Below are 26,129 nucleotides of genomic sequence, written 5' to 3'. Positions count from 1 at the left end.
GCTGCTCTAATATCCGTAACCGCCTGCTCGAGCGCAGAAAGGCCGGCCATATTCGTCATAGGCATAGCGCTGGCAGGGTGGAGGGGGCGGAGGAGGTGGAGGCGGTGCTGTTGCAGCGCCGACCAAGCCGCCGGTTGCCGCGCCCAGAAGTCCGCCCGCGACAGCCGCGCCGGGACTGTTGCCGGCAGCGGCCCCAATAGCCGCGCCGGAAGCGCCGCCCAAGGCCGCGCCGCTAAGGGCCCGTTGTTCCGGCGTATAACCACAGCCGGCCAAAGCCAGAACGACCAGGAAGCCGGCCGCCATGGACATGATTTTATTCATTTCTTCCCCTGCTCTCGATGGAGCCGCCTGTCCTGGATGACGATTGAAGCAAAATCATGGGCAAAGCCAAGCAGTGATCATGCCGGATCTTTCGTTCATCGTGCCTCAAGGATGCGGAAACCTGACGACGCATCATGCCTTTGCTTTTATGAACCGGCATTAAATCGATCTTGAAAACGAGGTCTGTTTAAGCCGCGATCCTTTAACGTGTGATTGACGGGCGCGGACAGCACGCGTAATCCCACCTTGCCAGTCGGCCGGATGGCCACCGCTCAGGCGGAGGAAAGTCCGGGCTCCATGGAAACACGGTGCCGGATAATGTCCGGCGAGGGTGACCTCAGGGAAAGCGCCACAGAAAGGAAACCGCCTCGCAACCGAGCCGAAAGGCGAGGACCGCGGAGGTAAGGGTGAAAGGGTGCGGCAAGAGCGCACCGCGCTTATGGTGACATGAGCGGCACGGCAAGCCCCACCGGGAGCAAGACCGAATAGGGGCGACAGGCAGCGAACCCATTCGATGGGACGCTCAAATCCGTTTCCAGATTGTCGCCCGGGTTGGTTGCTCGAGGCGGCTGGCAACAGCCGTCCTAGAGGAATGGTCATCACGCAAGCGGTTTCGCCGCTTGCCTTACAGAACCCGGCTTACAGGCCGACTGGTATTCATAAAAATCGAATGGCCGGAGCTCAGCTCCGGCCATTCGATTTTTGCATATCATCCAGGAGATGGATTAGTTCAATCGGCCTGCTGCATGGGCAAGCATCGTATGGACCTTGCCTGTGTCCGACAGAAGATAAGCGAGCTGCTGTTTGTCGCCCTGTCCGTCACGGCTCAATTGCGCCAGATGTTTCTCGAACTCCTGGACTGAGCGATTGATGGTCGCCTGGAAGGCGGCATCGGCCCGATAACGGCGACGGATTGCCTCGAATGTCTGTTGTCCCACGCCCTTATAGATCGAATGCGCGAAGGCCTTCGTATCGCCTTGGCGATAACGCTCCCAGGCATCGACCAGGGCACGATGGTCGATCATGTTGGCGATGTCTGAAAAGAGCGGGTCGAGTGGCTTGCTCGGCACGACGGCTGTGGCTTGTTCTGCTTGGGACGAAGCCGATGTTTCATCTTCGTTGGAGGCGCGCGCCAGGAGATCGGAGAGCCAGCCCGATCCGGGCAAGGCCGGCGGAGCCAGGCGATGAGCAGCATTCCTGGCCGAGGATCGGGACCCTGCGCCACCATCCGTACCAAGCGCTTTATCTGCCGCCTGGTCCACGGTCGTCAGGGCATTGGAGAGGCCACTGACAGCGACGCGCGCGGCAGCGGGTTCGGAAATATCGAGAGCGCGACCAGAGCGGGAAACGATATTGGTCAAGGTTTCGAGGGCCTTGACCTCTTCGTTGACGATCTTGCGCAGAGCTGCCGCCTGTTCCGCGGTTTCACGCGGCAGTTCGATCGCGCTGCGGCGCATATCCTCGCGCGTCGCCTCGAGATCCTGACGGATCTCGCTGGACATGGAATGCAGCTCGCCAGTCGCGTCCTGGAACTGCTTTTTGGTTCGGTCGAAGATCCGGTCGAGTTCCGATTCCGCTTCCTCGAACGCCCCGCGCAAAGCGGCTGCCATGCGCGCCCGCTCGCCATTCATCAATTCACGCAATTCGCCGTAGCGATTGGTGATCGTCTCGGCATTGATTTGCGTTGCTTCGTTCAGGGAAGCCGTGAGCGTATTGCCATGCGTTTCAGCCTGGAGGAGGGCATTTTCTACCGTGGTCGCGAAGGTCTGCATGGAGTCGAGGAAGGTCGTGCGTTTCGCGTCCAGACTGCCGATCAAGGTCTCGAGGGCCGTCTTGCGACCGGCGAGCATTTGATCAAGCGTTTCTTGTGATTGCGCGAAAGCGGCGGCCGAGGCCGTCAGGGCGTCATGCTGCTCCACGAGTTTAGCAGTGACAGCATCGGCTTCACCGAGCGTTGTCCCGGCGGCTTCCTTGAGGGTCGCGACCTCCCGCGTGACATTGGTCAGCAGGGCGCCGAATTCCTGGAGCCGATCGCCGAGGGAGCGTTCTACCAGGCCGAAATTGCCATGCGCGGTTGTGCTGATGTCGCGCAGAACCTGGCTGCCTTCCGACAATCTGTTGAGGAGCGTGGTCAACTCGCCGCGCACCTGCTGGTCGGTCTCCGTGAGAAGCCCAAGCGATGTGCTCATCCCGTTCGTCATCGCTTCGCGCAAATTGGCCGCGTAAGTGTCGAGAGTCGTCCGCAATTGCGCTGAGGCATCGTCCACGGCTTGCGCGAATTCGTTCTGCCTTTGCGTGAAATATTCGCTCAAGACCGTCTCGCGCCCGGTCAAAGCGGCGGCGAGATGATCGCCGATCCCTGTCATGTCACGGGTGATCGTTTCGCTACGCGCCTCGATCCGAGCGACGAGATCGGCGGCTTTCTTGTCAAACACTTCGGCCAGATCATTGGCGCAGAGCGTCACGATTTCGCGCAGGCCCTGGCTCTTGGCCCTGAACGTGTTTTCGAATTCACCCAGCCGGGTGGCGAGCGTCATGCCGATCTCGTTGACGCGGCCGTTAAGGACCTGGCCAATTTCGCCGGTGCGTCCTGCCAGCGTCGTATCGAGATCTTCGATCGCCTGGGCCATCGTTTCCTTGATTTCGAGAGCACGGCCCTCGAGAATCTTGTGCAATTGGCCACCTTCACCATTGAGGACGGCGTTGAAGGCATCGACGTGTGCGCTGATTGCCTGTTCCAGCGTCGCGGCATGGGTGTTGATCGTATCCGTGACCGCCCGGCTATTGGCGTCGAAGGACGTGCTCGCCTCGGCAATGGCGCCGCGAACAGTTTCGGCATGCCCCTCGAACAATTGCCGCAATTGGCCTGTCTCGCCGTCGAGAGCGGTGTCGAGGGCGCCGACATGGGCGCCGATGGCCTGCTCCAGCTTGGCGGCGTGGGTTTCGAGCGTGTTGGCGATCTGATGGCTATTCGCGTCAAAGGCCGTGCTGGCCTCGGCGACGACGCCACGGACGGCTTGCGCATGGCCGTCGAACAATTGCCGCAACTGACCCGTCTCGCCATCGAGAGCGGCGTTGAAGGCTTCGACATGCGCGCGAATCGCCTCTTCCATCGTTATGGTATGGGCCTTGAGCGTATCGGCGATCTGCTGGCTATTGGCGTCGAAGGTGGAATTGGCTTCGGCCACTGCGCCGCGAACCGCCTCCGCATGTCCTTCGAACAATTGCCGTAATTGGCCCGTCTCGCCGTCGAGCGTTGCGTTCAAGGTGCCGACATGCGTGCCAATCGCCTGTTCCAGCGAGGCGGCATGCGTTGCAAGCGTGTCGGTGACGCTGCGGCCGCTGGCGTCGATCTGTTCGGACAGGGTGCCAAGCCGGCCGAGGATATCGCCCTCGAAATGGTGGATCTGTGCATCGAGCGTTTCGGCAATCGCGCGGGTGCGAGCCCCGAAGGTTGTATCGATGGCTTCGGTCTTCGTCTCCAGCAATTCAGTGAGAGCCGCTGTCTGCGTGGTCAGGCTGGCATTGACGGCCTGAGCCTTCGCGTCGAGGGCTTGCAGCACGTCGTGACCGCCTTCATTCAAGGTTTTGGCGAGATCGAAAGCCTGCGTCGAAAGCGTCTCGTTGAGCGTCCGTGTCCGCTCGTCGAGCGTTTGATCGATGTGTGCGACAAGCGTGTTCAGGGTTTCTTGAATCTCGGCAGCCTTGGCAATGGCCTGGGTCTCGAAAATCTGGACCTGCGAGGCGACCGCCTCTGAGGCTTCCTTCGTATGGACGGCCAGCTTGTCGTTGATGTTGCCGCCCTGGATTGCAAGGGTTGTCTCAATGGCGGCAAGGCGATCGGTCAAGGTCGCCGTGAAACGTTCGGCTTGTTCGCTCACGCGGGCCGCGACCGCGCCGCCCTGATCGACAAAACCTGTCTCGAAGGCAATCAGACGGTCGGCCAAGGCTTCATTAATGCGTCCGCCATGAGTCGCGATGGCATTGACCGCCTCGCTCGCCGTCTCGGTAAAATCGTTGCGCAGAACGTCTGCGTGATGGGAGAAAGCCGCGAGCGTGTCATGCGCTGCCGTCTCGAAATAGCTTTGCAGCGCTTGCGTCTGATCCGAGAGAATTGCGGCGCTGTCTTGCGCGGTCACGAGCAGGTGGTTGCTCATGCTGTCGGAATGGGTGGCGAGAGCGCTGAACGTGTCCGCCAGCATCGTGGTCAGATGATCATGCAAGGCTTGGGTCTGATTCTCGAAGGTCCCAAGCGTCAGGCGTGCACTGCTCTCGAAGTTTTCGCTGAGTTGCCGAGAATGCTGATCGAATCCGGCAAAGGTTTCGGCCAGTGACGCGGCCAAGCGTGCTTGCAAAGCCTCGCCATGGATTTCAAGAGCCAAGACAGTATCGTGGCGACCATTTTCGAGCTTGGCGCTGAGCTGATCGGCGTGTTGTGTCAGTGCGGTCACGGTCTCGTCGAGCGAGGTCGAAAGCTTCGCATGCAGAGCTCCCGTTTGGGTCTCGAGCCCGTCGAGTGCCTTCGCCATGTGATCCGATGTCGTGATCAGCCGATCGTTGAGTTCCTCAGACTGGTGCGTCAGTGTGTCGAGCGCCGTGCCGAGCCGCGCATTCAGAGTTTCGGTCTGACCTGAAAAAGCGGAAACCGCCGCCTGGGTGATGGTCTCGAGCCGTTCGCTCATCAAGCTGGAATGGCTGGTGATGGCGTTGAGTGTGTTGTCGAGGGTCGCCGCGAGTTGTTGCTGTTGCGCCTCGCCGTGATCGCCGAGCAGACGTGTCGTTTCTTGCGCGGTCGTGAGTAAACGTTCGTGCAAACCTTCCGTCTGGTTCGTCAGGGCGCTCATGGTCTCGTCGAGCGTCGTGGCCAGATGGGTCCGCAAGGTTTCGCTGCGATCGAACAAGGTCCGCAAGGTTTCCTCGGCCGTGGTTTCGATCCGCTCGGCCAGATGCGCGCCATGGTTTTCGACAGCGCTGAACGTCGTCCCGAACATCGAGGACAGATGTTCGTTCAAGGTCTCGGCATGCAATCCGATGGACTGGAGCATTTCCTGCGCGGAGACCTGCATGTGCTCGCGCAATTGTTCCGAATGGCCCATGAGGGCGTCAAGATTTTCGCTGATCGTCGTGGAAATATGGTCCTGCAGCGCCTCTGTATGGCGAGAAAGCGCTGTGGCGGTTTCCTGCGTGGTCACGGCGAACCGCTGATGCAGATCATTGCCGTCCTGCTCGAATTGGTCGTGCAACCGCGCATAATTCGTATCGAAAAGCGTGACTAGCCGTTGGGTCGCGGTCTCGAAGGAATCGTGAGCCGTGGCGGTTCGTTCGGTGATGAGATCGGCAATCTGATTGCTGACTTCCATCAGATTGCCGTGCAGGGCCTCGCCTTGAACGCTCACGACTTCGTTCAGACGATCGCCGGTTTCCGCGAGGCGCGCCGAAAGCGTCTCGCCCCGCGCCGCGATCGTTTCGGTGATTTGTGACGCCGTGGTGTCGAGCCGCGTGGCGAGTTCATTGCCGCGCGTGCTGAGATCCTGGGTAAAGACTTCGCCGATCGTCTTGAAACGCTGATCGAGATCCGAGAGCTGCACGGCGATCCCTTGCGACACCGCCTCACTTGAGGTCGTAATCTGCTGGGTTGCTTCCCTGCCGGCTTCCGTGAGCCGGTCGAGGAGTTCAGCGCCGCGCGCCGACAATTGGGTGATGAGCGTTTCGCCCGCGGCACCAAGGGCCGTTTTGATTTCTTCGCCTTTGCCGCTCAAGGCCAAGGTCACGCGATTGGCGGCCTCGCTGGTGCTTTCAGCAAATCGACCCGAAGCGGTTTCAATGTCATGGGCGAGCGTTTCCTGGGCGCTTGCCAGGCTCTTATGCACGCGATCGGCATTGGCCATGACCGCCTCGCGCTCATGCGCCAATTCATCGATCAGGGCGCGAATACGGCGTTCATTGTCCGAATAGGATCGTTCGAGATTGGAAACCTCGGAACGCACCAAGGTCTCGAGTTCACCGGCGCGTGCGAGCGCCCGCTCGATACCATCGCCCATCGAAGCGATTTCACGCCGAATTGTTTGGGACAGCGTCACCATCTGCTCGGTGGCGACGGTTTCCGGCTCGGCGAGCCGCATGGCGACATCCGTCATGGACCGCGCCGTGATGCGCATCTCCTGGCTGCGTCGCGTCAATGTCGCGGCGACGAAAAAGAAGACGATCGGCGCCACCGCGACGAGGAGAAACAAGGCCGCCTGCGGCAGCAAATTCACTGAGGAGGCCAGCAAAGCCTCACGATTGAGGAGAAGGTAAGCGCCAATCAGCCCAACCCAAACCAGCGAGGCGACCGCCGCGAGGATGGTGGGTGTCCGGCTCGTCTGGGCCTGGAGCGCGCGCAAAACCTCGCCGGCGCCATGTAGATCGTCGTTGGCGGGTAGGCTCGAAGGCGTAATCCGAGGGGGATTGGGGATGGTTGGAGCCGTTGCCGCTTTGGCAGCTGGCGTTTTCACCACAGGCGTCTTTTGCTCGGGAAGCTTGACCCCAGGAGTTTTGGCGGGACGATTGTCACCGAGAGGGAGACGGGATGCGTTCCTTTGCTCTTCGGTCCATTCTACCCTGCGCGCCTTTTTCGCGCCGGGATTTTCCGAAGCGGTGCGACTGGCCTCTGCCCAATTCGGTTCGGTACGGGAATCGGTCTCGCCTTTTGACTCCCCATGGGCGAGGTTCAACGCTTCCTCGATCGCTAGCAGGGCCGCCGCCGCCGGATCTTGAGCCTTGTTGGAACTGGCCATGGTTGCCCCTTCGATCAGAATGTCGTCGGTCAAAGCCGACGGGAACGCCAAGCTGCCGGAGCGTCGAACCGGCTTTCCGGTAACGCTTCCAATGCTTTCGTGGATGCCGCCTGAGGCTGAATTTCAGGCCTCGGGCGATTATCCCTCTACTTCTGGCCTTTTTCGTAGCGAAAACGGCCAATTTAACGGAAGGTGAGAGCCTTGAGGCTCCACCCCGTCGACTAGGTTCTGATCGCCAGCCGCAAAATCCCGCCGATTATGCAGGATTCGCCTTGCCCCAACCTTGCGGCGAGCGAAGATCAGTCTCAATCGTGCCGAAATGACCCTTCGGGATTTCCCTTCGAAAGATCGGATGTTTCGAAGCGGTTCTCGACACAATTACCGTTAATGAAATCCTACTCTACAATCAGCCTCTTCGGATTCAAACCGGGGAGCAGACGGCTTCGCAAAACGTCGTTAACGGGACCATAACCATAATAGAATCAATTAGACATAAATCCGAGTCTCTTTTGATTGGATCCTGTCGTCTTCTGAAGATGATTTTTCTTTTTGTTCAGCTCAGCACAAGCTCGGGTTTTTGGACGTGCAGAAAATCCGCGTTTAGCGCCCGGAATTCACCGCCCATTTAGGATCTTGGAGCCATCATGGGCTCGTCGTGCAGGCACGGGGAGATGACGCTGGGACATCATGAAAAATAAGGTCTCGCTTGGTTTCCCGGCGGGAATTTTTTGAGAACCGTTCCTATATGTTTGTCGTAGGCTTTAGCGGCTGAAGGGTGAGGGCGCTTCGCTGGCAGGCGCAAGTGAGGAAAACGAATTTTCGGAACGAATGATCTCGCGGATAGGTGGGAAAGGGTCGTTACGCCCTTAGTGGTTTTATCGAGGCATATGCCTTCAGGCGATCCCGTGAGAACGCATGATATCCAATGAGTTTGCGGCCTTGCGGCGAGTTCGATCGCGGTCTGTAATGATGGAGTTTTGAGCATGGTCTTGAGTGCTAGATCTGTTTCGCTTCCTCCGCAGGCCTATCGGGCCGAGGCGGAAAAACCCCTTCTTGATCTTGCTTTTCTCGCAAGGCAGACGATGGGAGATGAAGCTCTTGACCAGGAATTGCTGCTCCTGTTTCGCAAACAGGCTCAACAATTTCTGCGCGCGCTTGGAACGGTTGATGACCGTTCGGGGCTGGCGCTTGGTTCCTTGGCGCATGCCTTGAAAGGGGCGGCGCTTGCTGTCGGCGCCGAGGCCGTGGCGGAGACGGCTGACCGATTTGGACAAATGGGGCAGGGGGGCGACGATACGCGTGCCACCAAGGCTCATCTGATTGAGACCCTTACTGCAACCATTGCCGCGATCGATCAGGTTTTGGACGAATCCGCCGCCCATTCCTGATTTTGTTCTGATCGAAAGCACTGGCCCAACCGATGGCGCGTTCAGATTCGCGGCAATTCTCCCTCGCGCGAAATGATTGTCAGCTTTATCACTGCGGTTGCTCTCTTTCTCCCACGCTCTTCCTGTCTCGCCGGGCCGGAATTTTTTAAAAATTCCGGCTTTCTCTGCAACTCACGCGATTTTCAGGGGATGCTCGGTCCTTGTTGGTCCCGGCCTGCCGGTAAAAATTTCCTATCCTTCGTGGGCCGACTTCATTAAATCCTGCCGGTGAATGGTTGGGTTCCTTCCGCGATGCTGTCCCCCTGCGAAAGCGAGCTCACTGCCCGCTGCTAGTTTGTTGAGAAAGCGTATTTATCCATGGTCAAGATCACCTTTATCGATTCATTTGGCCAGCACCGCACGGTCGAGGCGGAAGAAGGCACGACCGTCATGGAAAACGCCATTCGTAACGGTATTCCTGAGATCGTCGCCGAATGCGGCGGTGGCTGTGCCTGCGCGACCTGCCATGTCTATGTCGATGAGGCTTTTCTCGAAAAGACCGGTAAACCTTCCGAGAAGGAAGAGGATATGCTGGATTTTGCCTATAAGGTGCAGCCCAATTCCCGCCTGTCCTGCCAGATCAAGGTTCGTCCCGAACTCGATGGTATGACTGTGACGACTCCTGACAGACAGGGTTGATCAAGCAGGCCTTATCATTCAAGGCTGGGCTTGTTGAAGGCATGTGTCGGCATGCGTGCAAACCAGGGGAGAGGTAAGGCATGGGTGAAGCCATTGTGACCGATGTCGTCATTGTCGGCGCTGGCCCTGCCGGGCTCTTCGCGGTCTTCGAGCTCGGCCTCCTCGATATCAAAAGCCATCTCATCGATATTCTGGCCAAGCCTGGCGGCCAATGTGCCGAACTTTATCCGGAAAAACCAATCTACGATATTCCAGGCTATCCGAGGGTGAACGGCCAGGAGCTCGTCGATAATTTACTCGCGCAGATCGAGCCCTTTCATCCGACCTTCCATTTCGGCGAAATGGTCGAAAGGCTCGAAGTCCTTGGCACGCCCGAAGCGCCGTCTTTCCGTGTGCACACGAGCGGCGGTGAGATTTTCGAATCCAAGGTTGTGATCGTGGCCGCGGGTGGCGGCTCCTTCCAACCCAAAAAGCCGCCGATCGAGGGGATCGAAGCCTTTGAGCGGAAATCGGTCTTCTATGCCGTGCGGAAAATGGAGGATTTTCGCGACAAGCATGTGGTGATTGTGGGCGGCGGTGATTCCGCGCTTGATTGGACCTTGAACCTGCATCCGATCGCTAAAAGAATCACCCTGGTTCATCGGCGCGATGATTTTCGCGCGGCGCCCCATTCGGTCAATTCCATGCGAGAGCTTGTTGCTGCCGGACATATGGATTTGCGGCTTGGACAGATCGTGTCCCTTCGGGGTGAGGCCGGTGAATTATCTGCTGTGGTCTTGAAAGGGTCGGATGGCGAGGCAGAAATTGCTTGCGAAAGGCTTGTGCCTTTCTTTGGCCTGACCATGAAACTTGGTCCCATTGCTGATTGGGGACTCAATCTCCACGAAAATCTGATCCCGGTCGATACCGAGAAATTCGAAACCAATGTGTCGGGCATTTTCGCCATCGGCGATATCAATACCTATCCCGGCAAGCTGAAGCTCATTCTTTCCGGTTTCCACGAAGGCGCACTCGCCGCGCAAAAGGTGCACCGCTATGTCTATCCAGACAAACGGCTGAGTTTCCAATATACAACCTCCTCATCGAGCCTCCAGAAAAAGCTCGGTGTCAATTGAGGCCGTCCGTCTGGCCTTGTCGTGCCGTGATAGCAGTGAGTATGTCGTATGAGTCTCGTGGCGCTCTATACGGGATCATTCGATCCGCTAACACTTGGTCATATGGATGTCATTGGCAATGCGGCGGTGCTTTGTGACGAAGTGATTGTCGCCATTGGTGTCAATCCGAGCAAGACGCCGTTGTTCACCGCGCAGGAGCGTATCACCCTGATCGAATCCGCCTGCGGACCGCTGTTTGCCAGCCATGCCTGCAAGCTTTCGGTGCGCCTGTTCTCGGGGCTCGCGGTCGAGGCGGCGCGGGAGGCTGGTGCCCAACTCCTGGTGCGGGGCCTGCGCGATGGCAGCGATCTCGATTTTGAAATGCAAATGGCATCGATGAATCGTGTCATGGCTCCGGATATTCAGACCATCTTCTTCCCCGCGGCACCCGCCGTGCGTCATATTACGGCGACCTTGGTCCGCCAGGTTGCGACTATGGGCGGCGATGCCTCGCCCTTTGTACCCCCCGTCGTCGCGGCGGCGCTTGCTCAGAAAACCAGCCTTCCATCGTGAAACTGCCGAGGAGATCTTCAGGTCAATGTCAAAATCCAACATTTTTCAACGACGGATGTTTTGTCTTCTGCTCGCCGCTTTGCCCGTCCTCGGCATGGCTGGTGAGATGGCCTCGGCTGCCAAGGCGGCGGCTCCAGATCCGTATCACACGGTCTATCTCGACACCAAGGATGGCCGCATCACCATCGCGCTGCGGCCCGATCTCGCTCCGAAAACCGTTGCTCAGATCGAGACTTTGACGCGGCGTGGCTTTTATGACGGCATTGTCTTCCATCGGGTGATCGATGGTTTCATGGCTCAGACGGGTGATCCGACCGGCACCGGCACCGGCAAATCCGATTTGCCGAATGTTCCGGCTGAATTCACCTCAACGCCCTTTAAGCGCGGCACGGTCGGCATGGCCAGGGCGCAAGATCCCAATTCCGGCAATTCGCAATTTTTCATCACGTTCGCGGACGCCGATTTTCTCAACAATCAATATACAGTCGTAGGGCAGGTCGTGTCCGGCATGGATGTCGTCGACAAGATCAAGAAGGGATCGTCCAGCAATAATGGCTCGGTCAGCAATCCCGACAAGATCATCAAGATGCGTATGGCCGACCAAGAGAAATAAAGATCAAAGAGAGTGCAAACGCGTTTCAATGAGCGGATCGTCTGGATCCGCTCATTTTAAGATTATCGAGGCAAAGGTCTCGGGTCGATTTTTTGTGAAGCGAAAGACGTTAACAAAAACGAGGAAGCGTGCCATCTCGGTAGCGTCAAAACATCGCTAGACCGAGGAGGAAACATGACTGATGACGTGAAGCATTCGGAGGGACAGAAAATCCGCCTCCAGGAGTCACGTTTGCGCTTCAGCCGGTTTGGACCCAATGAAGCCTGGTCGGTTGGTACGCGCCTGCGCGCCGCCGCGATTGCCGCATCCGCCCCCGTGGCGATTGATGTATATGGCTATGGCCGCACGCTGTTCCATGTGGCGCTCGAAGGCTCCGTGCCCGATAATGCGGAATGGATTCGCCGCAAGCGCAATATCGTGCTTCGATTCTGGCGCAGTTCCTATTCGGTGCGCCTCGATTTGCTGGAAGCTGGCCTCACGTTGACAGAGCGTTATGGGATTTCGGAGGTGGATTTCGCGGCCGCTGGGGGCAGCGTGCCCATTCTCCTCACGGATTCCGGCTGTATCGGCGCTGTGACCGTTTCCGGTCTGCCACAGCATGAGGATCATGCGATGGTCATGGCCGCGCTGGAGGCCGAATTAGGGCTTGAAAGTCTTTAAGGCGTCGCTCTCTATTCTGAAAATGCATCAGATTGGTCCCAAAAGGGGGAGCCTCTTTTGGGTCTGACGCCCTCGACGGATCTCGGCTCTCTCCTCACCGGGAGCTTTATGCGCCTTTTCCCGCTCAATGTGCGGCGCACAATGCATAAAACTACAGGTTTCATGCATTCATACCGCTAGACGCTTGGCTCCCTTCAATCCTACAAAAAGCATCAATGGCCATCCCCGATCCGAGCGGGATGATGAAAAGCCAAGCCATTGAATTTTTGAAGAATTACTGGCGTTGCGGCCGGTGAGGGGAGGAACTCATGCAAGCTCTCGTTCTCGAGCGCAAGGGCGAATTGTCTCTGCGCGATGTGGACCTGCCCTTGGCGGTCGGGCCGGGCCAAGTGAAAATCGCGGTCCATACGGTGGGTATCTGCGGCAGCGATGTGCATTATTTCACGCATGGCAGTATTGGGCCCTATATCGTTGAAAAACCGATGGTCCTTGGGCATGAGGCGACCGGCACGATCGTCGAAGTCGGACCGAATGTCAGCACTTTAAAGGTCGGAGACCGGGTCTGTATGGAACCTGGGGTGCCCGACATGTCGTCCCGGGCGTCCAAGCTTGGTCTCTATAATGTAGACCCATCCGTGACCTTCTGGGCGACGCCTCCCGTCCATGGTGTGCTGACACCTTATGTCGTTCACCCTGCCGCCTTCACCTATAAGTTGCCCGCCAATGTATCCTTCGCGGAAGGCGCTTTGGTCGAGCCCTTCGCGATTGGCATGCAGGCGGCAACGCGGGCGCGGATCGCTCCGGGCGATGTTGCAGCAGTTATCGGTGCAGGTACGATTGGCATCATGACGGCTCTCGCGGCGGTGGCTGGCGGCTGCTCGCGCGTCTTCATCTCCGATTTCAGCAAGGAGAAACTGGCGATCGCTGGGGGCTATGATTGCATTGTTCCCGTCAATGCCGGTGAGGAATCGCTGGCCGACGTCGTCGCCAGGGAGACGGAGAACTGGGGGGCCGACGTTGTGTTCGAGGCCAGCGGCAGCCCCAAGGCCTATGGCGATCTCTTCCGGATCGTCCGTCCGGGCGGCGCCGTGGTGCTCGTTGGCCTGCCGGTGGAGCCCGTGGCCTTTGATGTGTCGAGTGCCATTTCCAAGGAAGTGCGGATCGAGACAGTGTTTCGCTACGCCAATATTTTCGATCGCGCCTTGGCCCTGATCGCATCCGGCAAGGTCAATCTGAAGCCTCTGATTACAGGCACATTCCCCTTTTCGGATAGTGTCGTTGCTTTTGAGCGGGCCGCTGCCGGCCGGCCGACGGATGTGAAGCTGCAGATCGAGGTCGTCAGCGAAAACGCCTGACACTTTTAGTTGTCGCATGCTCCTTTCAGGAACGACTGCTGGCTTTGTCTCGGCAGGCGATGGAAGGAGTGCGTCCATCGAACACGAAGGAAAGCAAAATGACCATCAAGGCGTTATTTCTGGCAGGAATGACTGCTGTGCTCACGGTCAATGCCGCCTCGGCGAAGGACTTGCGTTCTATTGGCTTGACTCTTGGCTCTCTCGGCAATCCCTATTTTTTGGCGCTCGTCGATGGTGCGACCAAACAGGCCAAGACGATCAATCCCGCGGTCAAGGTGAATGCTGTCTCTTCCGAATATGATCTTGGCAAACAGTCCAGTCAGATCGACAATTTCATTGCGTCCGGAGTGGATCTCATTCTGGTGGCCGCAGCCGACCCGAAAGCCATTGGATCGGCTGTGCAACGCGCCCAGGCGGCTGGGGTCACGGTCATCGCGGTTGACGTGGAGGCCGATAAGGTCGACGCGACCGTTCAAACAGACAATAAGCAGGCCGGCGCGATCTCCTGCGATTATCTGGTGAGCAAGATTGGCGGCAAAGGGAATGTCATCATCGAAAGCGGCCCGCCAACCTCGTCCGTGCTTCAACGTGTCGAAGGCTGCAAAATGGCTCTGGCGGCCTATCCCGATATCAAGATCTTGTCGGACAATCAGAACGGCAAGGTTTCGCGGGAGGGAGGAAAGGATGTGATGCTGAGCTATCTCACCCGTTTCCCCAATATCCAGGGCGTGTTCACGATCGCGGATCCCCAGGCGATCGGCTCCATCCTGGCGATCAAACAGCTTAGCCGATCCGGGATCCTCGTCACGTCGGTGGATGGCTCCCCCGATGCCGTCGAGGCCATGAGGAGCGATACGCCGTTGCAGGCCTCGGCCGCTCAGGACCCAGCCGGGCTGGGGTGGCGTGCGGTGCAAATCGGCTATGACATCATGAACGGGAAAAAGCCGGAGAACCGGGTAACGCAACTTCCTCCCATTCTCGTCACACGTGACAATGTGAATGGCTATAAAGGGTGGTAGAAGTCTGCGGATAGACACCAAGTGTTGCCATGAGAGAGACTCGGTCCGTTTTTGAGCTTTCGCCTTTTTCAAAAGCATGGCGAGAATTTGATGAGAATCCAACGGTCATTCATCACGACCGTTGGATACCGGATATGTCATCGTAGGAAGGTTTGTGCATGGGTGCGACATCCAGCAAACGGCCTGTATTCGAGCACATCCTGGCTGAAGCCACGGACTCCTTCGTCTGGAGGCTCGACGATTATCCCTTCAAGCGGATGGGCTGGCATATTCATCCGGAATGCGAGATCCATCTCATTCGCGAGAGCTCGGGAATCGAGCTTGTTGGAGATCATATCGGTGAGTTTGCGCCGGGGCGCCTCACAATCGTCGGAGGTGATCTTCCGCATGATTGGGTGACCAGTCTCTCGCCGGGAGAAACGGTTCGCGGACGCGATATTGTCGTGCAGTTCGATGCCGGGCGTTGGTGTCAGGCCGCCGCGATTTTGCCGGAACTCGCCATGCTCGAACCTTTTCTCGCACGTGCCTCTCGGGGGCTTGGTTTCCATGGCGAGACCCGGGAGAAAGGCGCGCAGATTCTCGAAAGCATGGGGCAGGCAAGGGGGCTCGATCGGCTGTGCCTCCTGTTCCGACTGCTCGCCCTTCTGGCGGGTTCACATGAATATGAGATCCTGTCCTCGGAAGATTTTATGCCGAACCGCGATCCGGCCATGGTCGACACGGTTCAGCAAGTCATGTCCTATCTGTTCGATCATTTCACGAGTGATATCAGGCTGACCGACCTCGCGAATATGGTTGGAATGAGCGAGAGCGCCTTCTCGCGATTCTTCCAGAAGAACAGCGGCAATAGTTTCACTGATCATGTCATGAAGCTGCGCCTGGGGCGGGCCTGCAAGCTCCTGGCTGATTCCGACATGCCGATCACCGATATCTGTTTCGAGGTCGGCTATGCGAATATTTCCAATTTCAATCGCAATTTTCGCCAGCAGCGCGGCCTCACGCCATCGCTCTATCGCCGGTGGGCCAGGCAACGGATCATTGATGCTCCATCGCCAATGGATGCGTCATAAGCAAATGGTCCTGTCAAAGAATGTCTGTGTCGCCAACGATTGATACGCAAGCATTGATCCTGGCTTGAACGATAAACAAGAGGAAACACCAATGGATATGGGTCTCGCGGGCAAGGTGGCGGTCGTCACCGGTGGGAGTGTCGGCATCGGACTGGCGGTGGCCGAGGGATTGGCGGCGGAAGGGGCGCATCTCGTCCTGGCCGCGCGCAATGCCGACCGGCTGAAGAAGGAGGCCGAACGTCTTGCCGCGGCTTTCAAGGTGCGTGTGTTTCCGGTGGCGGGTGATGTCGGCACAGCCGAAGGATGCAAAGCTTTGATCGGCGCCGTGCAGGATACATTCGGCGGCGCTGATATCCTCATCAATAATGCCGGGACCGGTTCCAACGAGACGATCATGGAAGCGCCCGACGAGGCCTGGCAATCTTATTGGGAACTGCATGTGATGGCGGCGGTTCGGCTGGCGCGCGGGCTGGTGCCGGGCATGCGGGCGCGCGGCGGCGGCGTCATTCTCCACAATGCCTCGATCTGCGCTGTTCAACCTCTGTGGTATGAGCCGATCTATAACGTCACCAAAGCGGCTTTGATGATGTTCAGCAAGACTTTGTCGACCGAGGTCGTGGGTGACAATATCCGCGTTAATTGCATCAATCCTGGCCTGATCCTGACACCTGATTGGGTTAATACAGCGAAGAAGCTCACCAGCGAGACGGGCGGACATTGGGAGGCCTATTTGCAGGGCGTCGCGGATGAATTTGCACCGATCAAACGGTTCGGCACGCCGGAAGAACTGGCGAATTTCTTCGTCTTTCTCTGCTCTGATAAGGCCAGTTACAGCGTCGGCTCGACCTATTTTGTCGATGGCGGCATGCTCAAGACGCTTTAAAATTCCGGACACAGGCCTGCTTGATGTGGTTTACCTTCGTTGATGCATCGGCTATTGCAGACGTGAATTTATTGACGAACGCAGGAGTTCCCGATGGCGGAAGCCGGCAATACGCTGACCCTTGAAACCACGAAGGGACCCGTGGTGATCGAGATGCGGCCTGATCTAGCACCCAATCATGTCGCGCATATCAAGAAGCTTGTCGAAGAGAAGTTCTACGACGGCATCGTGTTTCATCGCGTTATCGATGGGTTCATGGCGCAAACGGGCTGCCCGCACGGCACCGGCACGGGCGGCTCGAAATATCCTGACCTGAAGCAGGAATTCAATGCCGAGCCGCATGTGCGTGGCACGGTCTCCATGGCGCGCGCGGCGAATCCTGATTCCGCCAATTCGCAATTCTTCATCTGCTTTGCTGACGCCCGCTTCCTCGACAAAAATTATACGGTCTGGGGCAAGGTCGTTTCCGGGATGGAGAATGTCGACAAGATCAAGCGCGGTGAGCCGGTGCGCGATCCCGACAAAATTATTTCCGCGACCCTGAGCTAATCACAAAGGCTGTTCTCGTGCGGTTCGCCCGAGAAGGGCGGATCGCCATCCACCATGCGCGTCGATCTTTTCGATTTCGATCTGCCACCGGAGCGCATCGCCTTGCGCCCGGTCGAGCCACGTGATGCTTCACGGCTTCTCGTAGTGCGTCCCGACAGCGGGGACATGACCGATCATGGGATGCGGGAATTGCCGGATTTCCTGCGTGCAGGCGATGTTCTCGTCGTCAATGACACGCGGGTCATTCCGGCGCGCCTCCATGGATTTCGTTCACGCGGGGAGAGCCGGGCGAAAATCGAGGCCACCTTGCACAAGCGCGAGGGGGAAGCCCTTTGGCGAGCCTTCGTGAAACCGGCTAAAAAACTTCGGGTCGGTGAAACAATTTGCTTCGCGCGCCAAGAGCCTGGGACAGAGGTTGAAAGCCTTGAGGCCGAGGTTTTGGAAAAAGGTGCTGAAGGCGAGGTCGTTCTCGGCTTCAACCGCGCAGGCGCGGCACTCGATGCGGCGCTTGATCTTCTCGGCGAAATGCCGCTGCCGCCCTATATTGCTGGCAAAAGGGCGCCCGACAGCCAGGATTCCTTGGATTATCAGACACTCTTTGCCAACCGGTCCGGCGCGGTCGCGGCACCGACCGCGAGTCTGCATTTCACGCCCCGGCTGATCGCGGCCATAGAGGCGAGGGGTGTCACGATTTGCAAAGTGACATTGCATGTCGGGGCAGGGACCTTTCTGCCGGTCAAAGCCGAAGATACAGACGCGCACCGCATGCATGCCGAATGGGGGGAAGTCAGTGCCGAGGTCGCGGCTTTCTTGAATAAGGTCCATGCCGCCGGTGGACGGATTATCGCCGCCGGCACGACAAGCCTGCGTCTGCTCGAATCAGCCGTGGACGAAGACGGCCTTATTCAGCCCTTTCAGGGCGAAACCTCGATCTTCATGACGCCGGGTTTCAGGTTTCGCGCCGTGGATATTCTCTTGACCAATTTTCATCTGCCGAGATCGACGCTCTTCATGCTCGTCTGCGCCTTTGCCGGACTCGAAACCATGCGGCGGGCCTATGCCCATGCGATCGCGGCCTCCTATCGGTTCTACAGCTATGGTGATGCCTGTCTGTTGTTTCGCGCGACAAGGAATACATCGACGGGGGCCGCGTTATGAGTGAACCGGCTGAATCCGAAACGGCTTTTCGCTTCAAGCTCCTGCATCAGGACGGAGCGGCGCGTGCCGGTGTCATCTCGACGCCGCGTGGAGAGATCCGCACGCCGGCTTTCATGCCGGTGGGCACGGCGGCAACGGTGAAAGCCATGCAGCCCGAGGCGGTGAGGGCGCTAGGCGCCGATATTGTTCTCTCTAACACCTATCATCTGATGTTGCGCCCCGGTGCCGAGCGGATTGCGGCCTTGGGCGGCCTGCATCGCTTCATGAACTGGCCACATCCCATTCTGACCGATTCCGGCGGCTTTCAGGTGATGTCGCTCGCGAAATTGCGCAAACTCGATGAAAACGGCGTCACTTTTCAATCGCATATCGATGGCGCCCGGCATGTTTTGACGCCTGAGCGCTCGATGGAGATCCAGGATCTCCTCGGCTCGGATATTGTGATGCAATTCGATGAATGTGTGCGGCTTCCTTGCGCGCCGGGAGAGGCCGAACGGGCCATGCGGCTGTCCTTGCGCTGGGGTGAGCGCAGCAAGCGGGCCTTGGCGCCCAAATCCGGACGCGCGCTTTTCGGCATTGTGCAAGGTGGCGATGACAAGGCGCTCAGACGGGAAAGTGCCACGGAACTCGTGAGCATGGGGTTCGACGGTTATGCCTTGGGTGGTCTCGCGGTCGGCGAGCCGCAAGCGGTCATGCTCGACATGATCGAGACGGTCATGCCTTTCTTGCCGGTTGATAAGCCTCATTATCTGATGGGCGTCGGCACACCGGACGATCTTCTGCAAAGCGTCAAACGCGGCATCGATATGTTCGATTGTGTCATGCCAACGCGTGCCGGGCGGCATGGCCTGGTGTTTACCCGCCATGGCCGGATCAACCTGCGCAATGCCCGCCATGCCGATGATCCTGCGCCGATCGATGAGAAATCGTCCTGTGCCGCTGCCAGGATTTATTCACGCGCCTATCTGCATCATTTGGTGAAGGCCAGTGAGATTCTCGGCATGATCCTCATGACGACGATCAATCTCGCCTATTATCAGGAGCTGATGGCGGGGATGCGGGCGGCGATCGCCGAGGGCCGGTTTGAGGACTTCGCGGCAGAGACCGAGGCTCTCTGGCGTGAAGGCGAAAGCCTGAGCGGGCGGGCAAGCGCATAAGATCGGATTTAAAGATTGGAAAATGACCAATGAAAAAGAGGGGCGGGATCTTCCCAGGATCCCTGCCCCTCTTTATCTAGCCTCAGTCCTTGAACCTACCGGATGGGTTCTTTCCTTCGAAAAGGTGTGCCTCCCACAGCACGGAACCCAACCAGCCAGGCGTCCTCCCACGACTTGGACTTCCATACCGGTTATGCCAGCATCGGCCTTGATGGCTTGTAAAGATTATTAGCGTAGATGTGTGACAATGTCACGGAAAAAGAGGGATTATTCATCCGGGACGGGGGGATGCTTTCAGGTTCTATTAATTCAATCAAAGTGGCAAATGGCCGAAGCACACGATGAAGGAATAAACGAAACTTTATCGCTGATCCTGAGGTCTTCGAAAAATTTATTTAATATCAAAGTATTAAGATATTCAGATCGGATTGTCCGGGCAAAAGTGCCTTTTCTGGAATCCGCGCTGAAGGATGGGACTCCGTTACGTCAAGGGTGGATCAATCTTTTTACCACTTTCTGTTGCATGACCTTTGAGGGAGGGGAAATTTGGCCATTATGAGATGGTGGGGCCTCTCGCTGATTTTTGCCGAGAGCATCAGACCCGGAAGTGGCTCTCCCTTTTGAAAACAATCTGGTGCGTTTTCAAAATGATAGAGCATCGGATAAGATTCGCTTTGAAAGTCCGGTGCTCTGGCATGTGAATCTCTCGCAAAAAGACTATTGGGAATGGGATCCGATGCTATAGAGCCGGTCTGCCCAAACATTCCTACGCCCCGCGGGATTTCCTGACGCAATGGCCGTTTACACACATATCTCGGAAACGGATCTCAAAACCTTCCTCGCCTCCTACGACATCGGCAATGCTCTGGTGCTTAAGGGCATTGCCGAAGGTGTCGAAAATTCCAATTTCTTCCTCCAGACGGAGAGAGGCTTCTTCATCCTCACCCTTTACGAGAAGAGGGTGGAGGAAAAGGATCTGCCGTTCTTCCTGGGGTTGATGGAACATCTCTCCCGGCGTGGCTTGAATTGTCCGCAGCCGGTGCACAACCGCTCGGGCCACGCGCTGGGTCGGCTCGCGGGACGGCCTGCCGTCATCGTCACATTCCTCGAAGGCGTTGGCGCCGATGTGGCGGATGCCAGGCGCTGCGCCGCCGTAGGAGAGGCGCTGGCGCGCCTGCATCAGGCCGGCGCCGATTTTGCCGGAAAACGTACCAATGCCCTGGGGCTTGCCGCCTGGCGCCCGCTTTTCGAGACTGTGCGGGACAGGGCCGATACGGTCGCCCCGGCGCTTGCGGCGACCATTGCCGAGGAACTCGATTTTCTCGAAGCCCACTGGCCACGCGCCTTGCCGCAGGGCGTCATTCATGCCGATCTCTTCCCTGACAATGTTCTGTTTCGGGGCGAGACCCTGTCTGGTTTGATCGACTTTTACTTCGCCTGCGTCGATGCCTATGCCTACGATATTGCGATCTGTCTCAATGCCTGGTGTTTTGAGCCGGATCTGACGTTCAATATTGGCAAGGGGCTCGCTTTCTTCACGGGCTATGAGCATGTGCGCAAGCTGACCGCCGAAGAGGCGGCCGCTTTGCCGGTGCTGGCGCGCGGCGGCGCTTTGCGCTTCGCCTTGACCCGCCTCGTCGATTGGCTGAACGTGCCAAAGGGCGCCATGGTGAATCCCAAGGACCCGCTGGAATATATGGGCAAGCTGGCCTTTCACCAGACCGTGGGGACCGTGCGCGAGCTGGGATTGTTGCGATGAGCGGGCGTGTCACGATCTACACCGACGGCGCCTGTTCCGGTAATCCAGGGCCCGGCGGCTGGGGCGCCATTTTGATGTTTGGACAGCATGAAAAGGAACTGTCTGGCGGCGAGGCGCAAACGACAAATAATCGGATGGAACTGACCGCCGCGATTCGCGCGCTTGAAGCCTTGACCCGCCCATGCGCGGTCGATCTCCATACGGATTCCAATTATCTGCGTGGCGGCGTCACCAGTTGGATCAAGGGCTGGAAGAAGAATGGCTGGCGCACGGCCGATAAAAAGCCGGTCAAGAATGTCGAGCTTTGGCAGGAACTCGATCAATTGGCCGCGAGCCATGAGATCGCGTGGCACTGGGTTAAGGGTCATGCCGGGCATCCGCTGAATGAACGCGCCGATGCGCTGGCCCGCCAGGGCATGGCGCCGTTTCGCGGCGGCGCTCGTATCCACCCTCATTGAAGCGCGACCTGTCGCGGTTCAATGAGGGTGGATTGGATACGGTTTAAAAAAGTGACGTATCGAGAATCTATGATTCTCGATACTAGGCGGGAATCGGCGGCTCCGGGCTCCTGATCCGGCGCACACCTGTCAATTTAAGACAGATCAACGACAAATGGCCCGGCTCGACCGAATTTGTGGCCAAACTTGGCCGTGCCATCTTGCCTTGACCGCAGCATTGCCCGAAAGTTTGTCCGTCCACAAAATCCCGGTTTATCGCGCGGGTGTGTCAGCCGGCGTCGATAGGCCTGTTTCAAATCAGAGAACAATCAGGGAGAGCACCATGTCCGAAGAGATCAGCCTCGTTGCCATCGTCACGGCGAAACCAGGCACCGAGGCGCAGGTCCAAGCAGCAATTGGCCAGGTCGTCGAACCATCCCGCGCCGAGGCGGGCAATATTTCCTATATCCCGCACAGGGATCTGGATAATCCCGCGCGCTTCGTCTTCGTGGAGCGCTGGGCGAGCCGCGCGGCCTTGGCCGAACATGAAAAGACAGCGCATTTCCAGGCCTTCGCGGGCACGGTCGTCCCCTTGCTGGCTGAACCGCTGCAAATCATCATCCTTCAGCCGCTCTGAAGCTTGCCACGAGAGCGTCTTTCAAGAAAAGACGCTCTCAAAATCTGAAACAGAGTGATCAATCCCAAAGGTGATACCCTTTCAGGATCAGTGGCCAATAGCGCCGAGAATCGATCGGGCAGGGCACCACATGGGCCAAGCTGAGTGAGCGGGAAGCTGGAGATCCAGAAAGCGGAACGTTTTCTTTGTTGTGTCGAACGTTGTGCCTGTCGTGCCGCATACACCCGTTCTGGCGATCAGGGTCAACTTAACCGGGGTGGCGGGACGGTTTGCCATCCTTGCCGACGAAGGGAAAAATGCCGGCTTTGAAACTCTCGGCCATGTGACGCGCCTTGCCAAGAGCCCGCTCTGCGTGCTCCGGAGAAAGATAATGTTGAGCGCTTTCCTCGAACAAAGCGAGCCAGCGCGGAAAATGTTCGAGTTCCAACGGCAGGTTGTGATGCACCACATAGGGTGAGCCGCTGTAGCGTTTGGTTTTCAAAATGACATGTGACCAGAAATTGGCGACGACACGCAAATGCACGTCCCAATCATGCACGGTGGCATTGAAAATGGGGCCAAGGAGATCATCCTTGCGAGCTTTGGCGTAGAAATCCTCCACGCAATCGGCGATCGCTTTTTCAGCTTTCTGCAATTCGGCGTCCGTCAGCTCCGGGGCCGGCGCGACTTTGTTATCGACATCCATGCATTCCGTCCTTTCAACGCTGTTACTTTCAACAGGCGGTGCGTTTCTCATGATCCGAGCATTGGAGGCGATTTCACAGGACTGTCTGATGCTCTAAAATGGACCACGATGGCTTCTTCTACAGGAAAGCCAGCCGTATTTATACTGTATTTGAAACGATACAGATAATGGTATAAGAACCAGTCGCCTTTTCAACTTGAAGGGGATGGCTGGGCAGAAGGACAGGCTGTTTCTCGCCATGACCAACTTTTCTTTGCCGATTCAAGGCCATTTTTTTCAAGGTATTTTTTTTCGCAGATCCTTTCGCTGGATCTGGCTCGCGCTCTTTTGCCTCTTCCTCAGCACCGCGACGGGCGAGGCCTTTGCACGCGACATCAAGGACATGACGGGTCGCACCGTCTCTGTGCCGGAGCAGCCGGCCCGCATCTTTTCACTTTCCTACCCCTTGACCGTGCTGCTTTACGCGCTCGCGCCAGATCTGCTGGTCGCCTCCAATTTCCCCATCGCCGAGCCAGCGAAACCATTCCTGCCGCAGCAAGTGACGGCCTTGCCGGCGATCGGCGCGATGATGGGCATGGGGCCCGGCCATACAATGAATCCTGAAGAAATCATGGCCCTGCATCCAGATCTGTTGCTCGCTTGGGTCGACCCCATGGGGGATACGGAGAAGGTCGTGCATCCTGTCGCGGGGTCTGGCCTGCCGATCGTCTATGTCAAGCTCACCAATCTCGGCGATTATCCGTCAGCCTTGCGTTTTCTCGGTCGTTTGCTTGGCCGCACGAAGCGGGCGGAAGCGTTAGCAACCTATATTGAATTCGCTCAGATACAGGTTTCGGCGGCGGTCGAGAGCGTTCCCTACAAGGAGCGGGTGAAAGTCTTTTACGCGGAAGGGCATGATGGTCTTTCGACCGAATGCGATGCGTCCTTTCATGCTGAATCAATCAATTTCGCCGGCGGCAGGAATGTGCGGCACTGCCGGCAGACGACATTGATGGGCATGGAAACGGTGACACTCGAACAGATCATCGCGGATCAGCCTGAAATCATCGTTGCCCAGGACCCGGGTTTTGCAAAGACCGTCGCAAGTGATCCCGCCTGGAAACAGGTGAAAGGGAGCCAGCATGTCCTGAGCGTGCCTCATCTGCCATTCAACTGGCTCGATCGACCGCCGAGCTTCATGCGTGCGCTCGCCATCCGTTGGCTTGCCGCCAATTTCTATCCTGACCGCTTTTCTTTCGATCTTCGCGCCGAGCTGAAAACCTTCCATAGCTTATTCTTCGGCGTCAGCCTCAGCGATAAAGATGTCGACACTATCCTACACTGATGTTCCGGCGCGCCGGGAGAGGACCTGGCACGCGCCCCTGCTCGTGATTTTGCTCGGCCTCACGATCGCCATAGCGCTCACCATCGGCCGCTATCCCTTGAGCCTGTCCGATCTCCTGGACTTCTCTCTCGCCTCCTTGCGCGTGAAGACGATCGCGGCGACGCGCTATGATCTTCTCTATAATGTCATCGTCGAAATCAGATTGCCGCGTGTGCTTGCCGCCGGCCTCATCGGCGCGGCTTTGTCGATCTCGGGCGGGGCCTATCAGGCGGTGTTTCGCAATCCGCTTGTCTCTCCCGGGATCATGGGTGTGCTGGCCGGGGCGAGTTTCGGCGCGGCCCTTGGCATGCTGGTCGCCAGCCAATGGTTTTTGGTGCAGGTCCTGGCCTTTGCCTTCGGCCTCGGCGCGGTGGCGCTCGGCGTCATCATCGCCAATTTGTTCGGTCCCGCGACGATGATCACTTTGATCCTCGGCGGTATGATCAGCGGGGCTTTCTTCACCGCCGCGCTGTCCATCGTTAAATATACGGCGGATCCCTATGATCAATTGCCGGCCATCGTTTATTGGCTGATGGGCCATTTGGGCGGCATCGAACTGCGGGATGTCGGCGTGCTCACGCCTTTCGTCCTGATCGGCTGCGCCATCCTTTCGATGTTCGGCCGAGGTCTCGATGCTCTCGCCATGGGTGAGGACGAGGCCCGCTCGCTTGGCGTACCCGTCTTTGTCCTGCGTTATGGCGTCATTGCGGTGGCGACCTTCGTTTCCTCCATTTCGGTTTCATTCGCGGGGATGATTGGCTGGATCGGTCTCGTCGTGCCGCATTTCGCGCGGGTCGTCGTCGGCCCCGGCAATGCGCGGCTGCTGCCGGCCAGCGCGTGCATGGGCGCGATCTTTTTGATCATCGCCGATGGTTTCGCGCGTAATCTCTGGCGGGCTGAAATCCCCGTCGGCATCATGACAGAATTGTTCGGCATTCCGGCTTTTCTGCTCGTGATCTATCGGGCGCGGAAAGGCTGGGCATGAATTGCGATCCGGACAGCCTGCTCAGAGCCGAGGGTTTGACCTTCGATCGCCAGGGCCGGGCGATTTTGCGCGGCGTTGATCTCACAATCGGCCCAGGCGAAATCGTGGCTCTTCTCGGCGCCAATGGGGCAGGCAAGACAACCTTGCTGCGTCTCCTCATGGGCTTTCTGAAACCCTCGTCGGGCCGCGTCCTCGTTGGCAAGACCGCGCTTGCCACTCTATCGGCACGCGAGAGCGCTCAACAGCTCGCCTATGTCGCGCAGGTCCACACGATTGCATTTCCCTATCTCGTGCGTGATGTCGTCCTGCTCGGCCGCTTGCCGCGCAACGGTCTCCTTCATGCGCCAAAGGACGCTGACCATGTCATGGCGCAAACGGTTCTGGAGCAGCTTGGCATCAGCCATCTCGCAGAACGCCCCTATAGCGAGATTTCCGGCGGTGAGCGGCAACTCACCATGATCGCGCGCGCGCTCGCCCAGGCGACGCCGGTCCTCATCATGGATGAACCCTTAAGCGGGCTCGATTACGGTTACCAGATCCGCCTGATCGATCAGCTTGAACATCTCGCGAGCGAGAGGCGAAGCCTGGTCATGAGCACGCATCACCCAGAACATGCCCTGTGGTCGGCGACACGCGTGATCCTTCTGCGGGATGGAATGATCGAGGCTGATGGCCCACCCGAAGACGTGCTGACGGCACAGGCGATCCGGCGACTCTATGATGTTGACGTGCTGCGTCTGGAAGGACCAGAGGGCCGCTCGACCTTTCTGCCGAAACGTCGCCAACGCATAGCCTCCGTCGATGCGGCCGAGTGAAAACGGGGAACGGGAAAAGTTCCCGGCAGAATTATCACATTTGTGTGATAGGCGTGGGAGATCTGCCCATTAATAAGTCATATACGTAAATATATAGCTACAAATGAGCTAATTTTTCATCAATGGAGCTTTTGCTCATCATCGTGTATTTATT

The 26,129-nt window shown here is 57.8% G+C and carries 22 protein-coding genes and 1 other RNA gene; 20 read left to right on the top strand and 3 right to left on the bottom strand.

The features are described 5' to 3' along the window. Positions 1-6: 6 nt before the first annotated feature. On the bottom strand, positions 7-321 hold the full coding sequence (locus BIND_RS11875) for a hypothetical protein (RefSeq protein ID WP_012385315.1): 315 nt from the start codon (positions 319-321) through the stop codon (positions 7-9). A 249-nt stretch (positions 322-570) separates the two neighbouring features. Between BIND_RS11875 and rnpB the strand changes: the two genes are divergently transcribed. Further along, positions 571-979: RNase P RNA component class A (gene rnpB, locus BIND_RS20325), an RNA gene on the top strand. Between the two features lie 67 nt (positions 980-1,046). Here rnpB and BIND_RS11870 read toward each other — a convergent pair. Then, the gene (locus BIND_RS11870; protein ID WP_041778063.1) at positions 1,047-7,148 is read right to left on the bottom strand and encodes an apolipoprotein A-IV repeat region-like domain-containing protein; all 6,102 of its coding nucleotides are present in this window, start codon (positions 7,146-7,148) and stop codon (positions 1,047-1,049) included. 938 nt (positions 7,149-8,086) lie between these two features. Between BIND_RS11870 and BIND_RS20160 the strand changes: the two genes are divergently transcribed. From BIND_RS20160 to BIND_RS11790, 16 genes are all read left to right on the top strand, one after another. Continuing rightward, positions 8,087-8,485 (top strand): Hpt domain-containing protein, encoded by a 399-nt coding sequence (locus tag BIND_RS20160; protein ID WP_158304380.1) that lies wholly within the window; start codon positions 8,087-8,089, stop codon positions 8,483-8,485. Positions 8,486-8,842: 357 nt separating this feature from the next. Next, entirely contained in the window at positions 8,843-9,163 is a 321-nt protein-coding gene (locus BIND_RS11860; RefSeq protein ID WP_012385312.1) for a 2Fe-2S iron-sulfur cluster-binding protein, read from the top strand. 80 nt (positions 9,164-9,243) lie between these two features. After that, positions 9,244-10,278, top strand: coding sequence for an NAD(P)/FAD-dependent oxidoreductase (locus BIND_RS11855; protein WP_012385311.1), 1,035 nt, complete (start codon positions 9,244-9,246; stop codon positions 10,276-10,278). 48 nt (positions 10,279-10,326) lie between these two features. After that, positions 10,327-10,830 carry a pantetheine-phosphate adenylyltransferase gene (gene coaD, locus BIND_RS11850; protein WP_012385310.1) on the top strand — a complete coding sequence of 168 codons (504 nt, stop codon included), beginning with the start codon at positions 10,327-10,329 and terminating at the stop codon, positions 10,828-10,830. Between the two features lie 55 nt (positions 10,831-10,885). Next, entirely contained in the window at positions 10,886-11,443 is a 558-nt protein-coding gene (locus BIND_RS11845; RefSeq protein WP_050764164.1) for a peptidylprolyl isomerase, read from the top strand. Between the two features lie 174 nt (positions 11,444-11,617). Further along, complete coding sequence (locus tag BIND_RS11840) at positions 11,618-12,103, top strand: heme-degrading domain-containing protein (protein ID WP_012385308.1); 486 nt, start codon at positions 11,618-11,620, stop codon at positions 12,101-12,103. 308 nt (positions 12,104-12,411) lie between these two features. Beyond that, on the top strand, positions 12,412-13,458 hold the full coding sequence (locus BIND_RS11835) for an NAD(P)-dependent alcohol dehydrogenase (protein WP_012385307.1): 1,047 nt from the start codon (positions 12,412-12,414) through the stop codon (positions 13,456-13,458). A gap of 98 nt (positions 13,459-13,556) precedes the next feature. Further along, entirely contained in the window at positions 13,557-14,477 is a 921-nt protein-coding gene (locus tag BIND_RS11830; protein WP_012385306.1) for an ABC transporter substrate-binding protein, read from the top strand. Positions 14,478-14,635: 158 nt separating this feature from the next. Then, on the top strand, positions 14,636-15,547 hold the full coding sequence (locus tag BIND_RS11825) for an AraC family transcriptional regulator (RefSeq protein WP_012385305.1): 912 nt from the start codon (positions 14,636-14,638) through the stop codon (positions 15,545-15,547). A 91-nt stretch (positions 15,548-15,638) separates the two neighbouring features. Beyond that, complete coding sequence (locus BIND_RS11820) at positions 15,639-16,430, top strand: SDR family NAD(P)-dependent oxidoreductase (protein ID WP_012385304.1); 792 nt, start codon at positions 15,639-15,641, stop codon at positions 16,428-16,430. Positions 16,431-16,523: 93 nt separating this feature from the next. After that, positions 16,524-16,979 (top strand): peptidylprolyl isomerase, encoded by a 456-nt coding sequence (locus BIND_RS11815; RefSeq protein WP_012385303.1) that lies wholly within the window; start codon positions 16,524-16,526, stop codon positions 16,977-16,979. Between the two features lie 54 nt (positions 16,980-17,033). Next, positions 17,034-18,137, top strand: coding sequence for a tRNA preQ1(34) S-adenosylmethionine ribosyltransferase-isomerase QueA (gene queA, locus BIND_RS11810; protein WP_012385302.1), 1,104 nt, complete (start codon positions 17,034-17,036; stop codon positions 18,135-18,137). Next, positions 18,134-19,294 (top strand): tRNA guanosine(34) transglycosylase Tgt, encoded by a 1,161-nt coding sequence (gene tgt / locus BIND_RS11805; RefSeq protein WP_012385301.1) that lies wholly within the window; start codon positions 18,134-18,136, stop codon positions 19,292-19,294. The genes queA and tgt overlap by 4 nt, the downstream gene beginning before the upstream one ends. 793 nt (positions 19,295-20,087) lie before the next feature. Further along, entirely contained in the window at positions 20,088-21,053 is a 966-nt protein-coding gene (locus tag BIND_RS11800) for a homoserine kinase (protein WP_012385300.1), read from the top strand. Then, positions 21,050-21,511 (top strand): ribonuclease HI, encoded by a 462-nt coding sequence (gene rnhA / locus BIND_RS11795; protein WP_012385299.1) that lies wholly within the window; start codon positions 21,050-21,052, stop codon positions 21,509-21,511. The genes BIND_RS11800 and rnhA overlap by 4 nt, the downstream gene beginning before the upstream one ends. A gap of 322 nt (positions 21,512-21,833) precedes the next feature. After that, entirely contained in the window at positions 21,834-22,127 is a 294-nt protein-coding gene (locus BIND_RS11790) for a putative quinol monooxygenase (protein ID WP_012385298.1), read from the top strand. Between the two features lie 247 nt (positions 22,128-22,374). Here BIND_RS11790 and BIND_RS11785 read toward each other — a convergent pair whose 3' ends face one another. After that, positions 22,375-22,812, bottom strand: coding sequence for a group III truncated hemoglobin (locus BIND_RS11785; protein WP_012385297.1), 438 nt, complete (start codon positions 22,810-22,812; stop codon positions 22,375-22,377). 238 nt (positions 22,813-23,050) lie between these two features. Here BIND_RS11785 and BIND_RS11780 point away from each other — a divergent pair, with 238 nt between their 5' ends. Genes BIND_RS11780 through BIND_RS11770 form a run of 3 tightly spaced genes read left to right on the top strand, consistent with a single transcriptional unit; the run spans position 23,051 to position 25,975 of the window. After that, positions 23,051-24,136, top strand: coding sequence for an ABC transporter substrate-binding protein (locus tag BIND_RS11780; protein WP_148210624.1), 1,086 nt, complete (start codon positions 23,051-23,053; stop codon positions 24,134-24,136). Then, on the top strand, positions 24,114-25,160 hold the full coding sequence (locus tag BIND_RS11775; RefSeq protein ID WP_012385295.1) for a FecCD family ABC transporter permease: 1,047 nt from the start codon (positions 24,114-24,116) through the stop codon (positions 25,158-25,160). The genes BIND_RS11780 and BIND_RS11775 overlap by 23 nt, the downstream gene beginning before the upstream one ends. Next, complete coding sequence (locus BIND_RS11770) at positions 25,157-25,975, top strand: ABC transporter ATP-binding protein (RefSeq protein ID WP_012385294.1); 819 nt, start codon at positions 25,157-25,159, stop codon at positions 25,973-25,975. The genes BIND_RS11775 and BIND_RS11770 overlap by 4 nt, the downstream gene beginning before the upstream one ends. Positions 25,976-26,129: the final 154 nt, after the last annotated feature.

The sequence above is a fragment of the Beijerinckia indica subsp. indica ATCC 9039 genome, assembly GCF_000019845.1.
GTDB lineage: Bacteria > Pseudomonadota > Alphaproteobacteria > Rhizobiales > Beijerinckiaceae > Beijerinckia > Beijerinckia indica.
Note: the sequence above shows the minus strand (reverse complement) of the source record. Positions and strands in the feature narration are given on the sequence as shown.